Annotated in this window: 7 protein-coding genes and 1 pseudogene; 6 read left to right on the top strand and 2 right to left on the bottom strand. The window is 56.1% G+C overall.

Features of this window, described 5'->3' with window-relative positions:
* The 6 genes and pseudogenes from ADICEAN_RS23455 to ADICEAN_RS19750 form a co-directional block, all read left to right on the top strand.
* The coding region (locus tag ADICEAN_RS23455) for a hypothetical protein (protein WP_236612965.1) at positions 1 to 186 on the top strand (186 nt) is incomplete at its 5' end.
* Positions 187 to 247: 61 nt separating this feature from the next.
* A pseudogene (locus tag ADICEAN_RS23790) lies at positions 248 to 1,486 on the top strand (sigma 54-interacting transcriptional regulator); the annotation flags it as partial.
* Positions 1,487 to 1,503: 17 nt separating this feature from the next.
* Complete coding sequence (locus ADICEAN_RS23995; RefSeq protein ID WP_449384786.1) at positions 1,504 to 1,644, top strand: helix-turn-helix domain-containing protein; 141 nt, start codon at positions 1,504 to 1,506, stop codon at positions 1,642 to 1,644.
* A complete protein-coding gene (locus tag ADICEAN_RS19760; protein ID WP_009197437.1) occupies positions 1,628 to 2,929 on the top strand; it encodes a sensor histidine kinase in 1,302 nt (433 codons plus the stop codon). Before ADICEAN_RS23995 ends, ADICEAN_RS19760 begins: the two co-directional genes overlap by 17 nt.
* 291 nt (positions 2,930 to 3,220) lie before the next feature.
* On the top strand, positions 3,221 to 4,549 hold the full coding sequence (locus tag ADICEAN_RS19755) for a dicarboxylate/amino acid:cation symporter (protein WP_009197436.1): 1,329 nt from the start codon (positions 3,221 to 3,223) through the stop codon (positions 4,547 to 4,549).
* 110 nt (positions 4,550 to 4,659) lie between these two features.
* Positions 4,660 to 5,034, top strand: coding sequence for a PH domain-containing protein (locus ADICEAN_RS19750; RefSeq protein ID WP_009197435.1), 375 nt, complete (start codon positions 4,660 to 4,662; stop codon positions 5,032 to 5,034).
* A gap of 6 nt (positions 5,035 to 5,040) precedes the next feature.
* On the opposite strand, the gene ADICEAN_RS21630 is transcribed toward ADICEAN_RS19750, so the two are convergent.
* Positions 5,041 to 6,363: a sensor histidine kinase gene (locus ADICEAN_RS21630; protein ID WP_051068912.1), complete on the bottom strand. Its 1,323-nt coding sequence runs from the start codon at positions 6,361 to 6,363 to the stop codon at positions 5,041 to 5,043.
* A 210-nt stretch (positions 6,364 to 6,573) separates the two neighbouring features.
* A partial coding sequence (locus tag ADICEAN_RS19740) for a sensor histidine kinase (protein ID WP_040398438.1) occupies positions 6,574 to 6,923 on the bottom strand: 350 nt, incomplete at its 5' end.

The raw sequence follows: 6,923 nt of genomic DNA, 5'->3' as shown, positions 1-6,923 counted from the left end.
GTGCAAACACCAACAACAGGATACGTCACCAAAAATTGCCCATCGCAGTTTGCCGAGGGCAATTGCGGTACGCCGCCGGCCCATTACGAAACGCCGCCCGGTCCATTGCGGAACGCCGCCCGGTCCAACATCCATTGTCCAACGTCCATTGTCTATCGTCCATCATCCAAGTTCAAGGCTGCCTGACTGTAAAATACTGTAGCGTACCCCTCTATTTAATGTTCTGAAAATTTTCATATTTACTCTTATGATCCTCCTGGTAGATGATGATGAGGCCGTACGGGCATCCCTAAGCCTGCTGCTCCGGCAGGGTGGCTACCTTGTGCAAAGTGCCGCCCATCCCGATGAGGCCCTGGACCTGCTGAGCCAAAAGGAGCCCGAGCTGATGATCGCCGACATGAACTTCAGCATTGAAACCAGCGGAGAAGAAGGGATCGCGTTTCTGAAGACCCTTAAGCAGCGCTATCCCCAGCTGCCGGTGATCCTGATTACCGCCTGGGGCTCCGTACCCCTGGCCGTGGAGGGAATGAAACTGGGTGCTGCCGACTTTATCAACAAGCCCTGGCTGAACGATCACTTTCTGCAATCGGTCAAAACCGTGCTGACCCTGGCCCGACAGAAGCGCGAGGAGCCCTCGGAGGTGGGCCTCAACCGCGCAGCTCTCAACAAGCGCTTTGATTTTGATGCCATTGTGGGCGAAGATGCAGGCTTTATGCAGGTGCTGGAAACTGTAGGCAAGGTGAGCGCCACCGATGCCTCCATCCTGGTCATGGGGGAGAGCGGCACGGGTAAGGAAATGATTGCCGAAGCCGTGCACCTGAACAGCCACCGCTACAACAAGCCCTTTGTAAAAGTAAACCTGGGCGGCATATCGGCCTCGCTCTTTGAGAGTGAAATGTTTGGCCACAAGCGTGGCGCCTTTACCGATGCCAAAACGACCGCATAGGCCGCTTTGAACTGGCGAATGGGGGTACCATTTTTCTGGACGAAATTGGCGATCTGGATGCCAACAGCCAGGTAAAGCTGCTGCGTGTGCTGCAGGACCGCACCTACGAGGTGCTGGGCGACTCCAAAACCCGCACCGTGGATGTGCGGGTGATCTGCGCCACCAACCGCAACCTGGAAGAAATGGTGGCCAGGGGGCAGTTCCGGGAAGATCTCTTCTACCGCATCAACCTCATTACCGTGCGCCTGCCGGCCCTGCGGGAGCGTCCCGGCGATATTCCCCTGCTGGTAAACCATTATGTGCGCAACCTCAGGGAGATCTACAACCGCCCTGAGCTGGAAGTAGCCCCTGATGCCCTGCGCTGGCTAAGGGAACAGGCCTTTTCGGGCAATATTCGGGAGCTGAAGAACCTGGTAGAGCGCGTGGTGCTGCTGAGCCCTCACCAGCAGCTGGGTATCGCCGATTTTCAGGCCCTGCTGCAGCCTGGCAAACACCAGCAGCAGGCCATGCCCTTACAGGCCGGCAACGGCAGCCTGCCCCTGATGTCGCTGGATGAGATGGAGAAGGCCATGATTCTGCAGGCCATGCTGCTGCACAAGGAGAACATGAGCAAAGTAGCCAAATCCCTGGGCCTGAGCCGGGGCGCCCTGTACCGGCGCCTGGAGAAATACAACATCCCCCATGAGGCTGCCCATTAAGTATTTCCTGTACCTGGGAGTACTGCATTCCCTATTTTTTGTCCTGTCCCTGCTGCTGCTGCGGGACAAGCCCCTCTGGTTTCTGGCCTCGGAGCTGGCCATACTGGCCTCCCTCTACCTGGCCTGGCGCATGTACAGGGCCTTTATTGTGCCGGTACAGCTGATGGCCTCCGGCGCCGAAAGTCTCAAGCAGAAAGATTTTTCCGTGCAGTTTAACCGGGTTGGGCAGCGGGAGCTCGATGCCCTCATCGAGGTCTATAATCAGATGATCGAGCAGCTGCGGCTGGAGCGCACCCACCTGACCGAGCAGCACTACCTGCTGCAGAAGCTCATCAGCGCCTCACCGGCTGGCATTATGCTGCTGGATCTTGATGGCCACATCTACTCCCTCAATGGGGCTGCCGAGCGCATTTTGGGCCAGTCTGTAGCGGCTGTGCAGGGGCGCTCCCTGCAGGAGCTGCTGCCCCCCTTTGGGTGGGAGCTCAGCGAGCTGGGGACCGACAGGGCCCGGGTGATCCAGGCCAGTGGCAACCGCTTTTACCGCTGCATCAAGTCCCGCTTTATCGACCGGGGCTTTGAGCGGCAGTTTATCATGGTAGAGGAGCTTACCGAAGAGATCCTGCGCACCGAAAAGGGCGCCTACGACAAGGTGATCCGCATGATGTCACACGAGGTGAACAATTCCATAGGGGCCGTAAACTCCATTCTGCAGTCCGTAGCCGCCCATAATGGCATGAGCGATGATTTTAAAGACGCCATTGGCGTAGCGGTAAACCGTAACCTGCGCCTGTCTAAATTCATGGGCAATTTTGCCGATGTGGTCAAGATCCCCCAGCCCCGCCGGGAGCCCACCGAGCTGCAGGACCTGCTGCAGTACATGCACCGCTTTATGGAATCGCAGGCCCTAAAAGGGGGGGTAAGCCTGCAGCTACACCTGCCTGATGAACCCCTGGTAGTGCAACTGGACCGGGAGCAACTGGAGCAGGTGCTGGTGAATGTGATCAAAAATGCGCTGGAAGCTGCCGGCAGAGGGGGTAGGGTAGACATCCGGCTGGAGCCCGCAGGCCTGCGCATCCTCAACACCGGCCCCGGCATCCCGCCTGAAGTGCAGAAAAAGCTCTTTACCCCCTTTTACAGCACCAAGCCCCAGGGCCAGGGCATTGGCCTGATGCTGGTGCGCGAAATCCTGCGCAATCACCAGTTCCCCTTCTCCCTGCAAACGCTGCCCGACGGGCTTACCGAGTTTTGGATTGGGTTTAACACCCCCCTAGGTGTTAACGCTTGAGCCCCTTTGGAAAAGGCCGCCCCCCCGGGATCTGCCAGATCTAGGCAGGGAAGACGTTTAGCGTATCTATGTTCTGAAAATGGCTTCTGATGTCAAAATTTATGTATTGCTTCCCAGGTCTGTTGTGCGTCCGGCCAGGCTCATCGATCTGGGAAATTAACCTGCCTTATACGGTAATTTGGCACAATTGAACGGATAGCTCAGCTGTAAAATTTTTCTCCCCGGCATCCAATAAAGACAAGTTCTTTCTCTGTAGATTGGTGGTAATTTATCTACACAATTTCGCCCGCCATGCGGCGTATACCACAGCTTCCGCTCTACCTGCAGATAGGTATTGGGCTCTTGCTGGGCCTTGTCTGGGGCCTGGTGAGTGCATATCTGCAACTTGACCCCGCTTTTACTACCAACTTTATCAAACCTATCGGCACCATCTTCATCAATCTGTTAAAGATGATAGCGGTGCCCCTGGTGCTGGCATCGCTGCTGCTGGGGGTGGCTAGCCTGAGCGATGTGCGCAAGCTTTCCCGCATAGGAGGTAAAACCATTGCTATTTACATGGGTACAACCATTGTAGCCATTACGCTGGGCCTGCTGCTGGTAAACCTTGTGGAACCCGGGACCAAACTTCCTGAAGAAACCCGGCAGAACCTGATGAGCCTGTACAGCGCCGGTACCGAAAGCCGGCTGGGCTCTGCCGAAGCGCTTAAAAAGCAGTCGGTGATCCAGCCTCTGATCGACATGGTGCCGGATAACATCACCGCCGCATTTTCGGATAATACCCGCATGCTGCAGGTGGTGTTTTTTGCCGTTCTCATGGGGATTGCCCTTATTAAGGTGCAGCAGGAAAAGCGTACACCTGTACTGGCTTTTTTTGACGGCTTAAATGAGGCTGTGCTCAAAATGGTGGAGCTGGTAATGCTGCTGGCCCCCCTTGGCGTTTTTGCCCTCATAGCCTCGCTGATCACCGAAACTGCCGGCGACAATATTGAAAGCGCTTTTAGTCTGCTTTCAGGCCTGCTTTGGTATTCCGGAACCGTGCTGCTGGGCCTGGCCCTAATGGTCTTGGTCGTCTACCCCCTTATGTTGCGCTTCTTTACCACCATACCGGTACAGAAATTCTTTGAGGCCATACGGCCGGTGCAGCTGCTGGCCTTTAGTACATCCTCCAGCAATGCCACCCTGCCGCTTACCATGCAGCGTACCGAACGGGAACTGGAAGTGAGCGAAGAGGTAAGCTCATTTGTGCTCCCCCTAGGCGCAACCATCAACATGGATGGCACCAGCCTCTACCAGGGGGTTGCAGCTGTATTCATTGCGCAGGCCCTGGGCATCGATCTTAGCCTGGGCGATCAGCTCATGATTCTGCTTACGGCCACCCTTGCCTCCATTGGCTCTGCCGGCGTGCCGGGTGCAGGCTTGGTCATGCTGGTAATTGTTCTGGAAGCCATTGGGGTGCCTGCAGCCGGCATTGCGCTGATTCTGGCGGTAGACCGTATATTGGATATGTTCAGGACGGTGGTAAACGTAACCGGCGATGTAGCCGTAGCGGCCATTATAGCCGCCAGTGAACAGCAGCAGCCCCTCAGAGAACGAGAAGAAAAGATAGAAACTCCTGCTTAAGGCCTGCACTCCTCTTGGAGGGATTACCCGCCGTTTACCCCAGGCTGCCCCTTTGTGTGGCGGCTGGGGTTTTGTACCTTAGGGAAATTTAAACGAGAAAACAGATCACTATGGGACTTTTCAACGCCCTGCTGGGCACCAGCAGCAGCATGAGCCAGGAGGAGGTTCAGAAGAAATTTGGGTATATGCTCATTGAAGGCGAAAGCATTCAGCATGCCTACCGCAGCATCCGCGATTTTTTTGTCTTTACCAGCAAGCGCCTTATTCTGGTAGACCAGCAGGGATTTACAGGGCGCAAGGCCGAGTACTTGTGCATTCCCTACCGGAGCATCTCTTTTTATTCCATTGAAACGGCGGGAACCTTTGAGCTCGATTCGGAGCTGAAGATATGGGTGCGGGGCATGGCCCAGCCCATCTGCAAGGAATTCCGGAAAAATGACGATCTGCAGGCCGTATACAAGGTACTCAGCCAGCAGGTGCTGTAGGCTGGTTTAAAGCGCAGGGGCCAGCATGCCTGTACTGGCTACGGGCCGGGGGCTTTCTTCTTGCGGGTTAGCCAGCGGCAGGCCCACATAAAACGTGCTTCCCTTACCCGGCGTACTGGTGGCCCACAGCTGCCCGCCGTTCAGGATCACCATTTCCTGGCAAAGCAGCAGACCCAGCCCGGTACCGCTTTCGCCCTGCGTGCCCTTGCGGCTCTTGTTGATGCCAGGGCTAAACAGGGCGGCTACCCCTTCCTCGGGCAGGCCAATGCCGGTATCCGCCACGGCCAGCACCAGCTGTTTGGCAACCACCTCTGCACTGATGATGATGGAGCCGCCTGCAGGGGTATACTTCAGCGCGTTGCCGATCAGGTTGCGCAGCACCAGGGCCAGGTGGTTGGGGTCAACGTAGCCCCAGCGCTGGTCCGGAATGGCTACCGTCAGGCGAATGTCTTTCTGCTGGGCCGTTTCGCTGTACAGGGGGAGCAGCTGCTGCACCACCTCCCGCACATCCAGGGCTTGGGGATGAGCACTGATGCCCTTCATTTGGGTAAGTGACCATTGCAGCAGGGTGTTCAGCGTACTGTGCAGGCTCTGGGTGCTTTCCTGCAGCTTGCCGGAGAGCTGGTAAAACTCCTCCTGGCTCATATACTTGTTATTCAGCAGGCCCAGTACCCCGTTCAGGCTGTTGAGGGGCCCCTTCAGGTCATGGCCAATAATGGAAAACAGCTTGTTCTTGGTCATGTTCAGCTCCTGCAGCTCCCGCTGGTAATCCCGGTTCACCTTCAGAAAGAAGTTGATAAAGGCAATGGTGAGCGTAAGGCTGATGATAAGGTGTATAGGGTAGAAGAACCTCACGGCCCAGGGGGCATAGGGGGCCAGCGGGGTGCTCAGGCTGGTATAGACAAAGGCAAAGATCAGGAACAGGCCCAGCAGGCCCAGGTGCAGGTAGTGGGCCCGTTTGCGCTGAAAGAACAGAAAACTAAGCAGAAGGGTAGGGATGGTCACAAACAGGATGCCGCTCTCCAGCCCCCTGAACAGGGTAACCAGGATGAGCATGGAATACAGCAGGCCCAGCAGGTAATGCCGGGAGAGCTGGTACTGGCGTTTGTAATTGAGGTACAGCGCCAGGGGGTAAAAAGCCGAATTGATCAGCAGGATGGGAGCTGTCATCTGCCCGAAAACAGCAATGGGGAGCAGCAGCAGGTTTACAATACCCAGCATCAGCAGGGCCGTCTTGTTGGTGAGCTTTACCAGCCCCTTTTCATAGGTGCTCAGGCCCTCATGCAGACCGCTACTCGATGCCCATTTCCAGATTTCCAGAATCTCCATGCCTGCTGTTTTCACCTGCTGTGTGGTATTGTGCCTGATTTGCCCTCTCAACGCAAATTTTCGCATATTTAGTGCTGCAAAAGAGGCTCATAGAGGGGCAAGAACTGGCATATGTAAGGTTTTGAGCTAGTTTGCAGGCCCGCAAGCTGCTGTAAAACAGGCAAAAGGGCAAAGGCCCTGCCGGGCCGCCCTGTGTCAACCAAAAGGATGTCAGGAGCCAGGGCTGTCAGGTGAAATTAAGCCCGCCTGCGCCTGTGAAGGTGTCTGCTGTTGTTCAGGGGCAGTATCCTGACCGGAGGCAGCCGGTTGAGCGCTCGCTGCGGAAGGCAGCCATACATGAAAAGTGCTGCCCATGCCCTCGGTACTGTCTATCCAGATGCGGCCTCCATTAAGCTCTACCATCTCCTTGCTCAGGGGCAGTCCTAAGCCGGTGCCCGATTCACCATGGGTACCTTTGGTGCTGTCCAGCTCCGTATGGTCGAAGATACGTTCTGTTTTCTTCGCAGATATTCCCAGGCCCGAATCGTTTACGGATATGATTACACCACCCTGATCCTGCC

Source organism: Cesiribacter andamanensis AMV16 (assembly GCF_000348925.1).
In the GTDB taxonomy this organism is placed as follows: Bacteria; Bacteroidota; Bacteroidia; order Cytophagales; family Cyclobacteriaceae; genus Cesiribacter; species Cesiribacter andamanensis.
Note: the sequence above shows the minus strand (reverse complement) of the source record. Positions and strands in the feature narration are given on the sequence as shown.

What these genes read in the sequence shown, in the direction of transcription:
- ADICEAN_RS23995 (WP_449384786.1), top strand. Translation starts at nt 1,504, where the DNA reads ATGGAGAAGGCCATGATTCTGCAGGCCATGCTGCTGCACAAGGAGAAC.
- ADICEAN_RS19760 (WP_009197437.1), top strand. Translation starts at nt 1,628, where the DNA reads ATGAGGCTGCCCATTAAGTATTTCCTGTACCTGGGAGTACTGCATTCC.
- ADICEAN_RS19755 (WP_009197436.1), top strand. Translation starts at nt 3,221, where the DNA reads ATGCGGCGTATACCACAGCTTCCGCTCTACCTGCAGATAGGTATTGGG.
- ADICEAN_RS19750 (WP_009197435.1), top strand. Translation starts at nt 4,660, where the DNA reads ATGGGACTTTTCAACGCCCTGCTGGGCACCAGCAGCAGCATGAGCCAG.
- ADICEAN_RS21630 (WP_051068912.1), bottom strand. Translation starts at nt 6,363, where the DNA reads ATGGAGATTCTGGAAATCTGGAAATGGGCATCGAGTAGCGGTCTGCAT.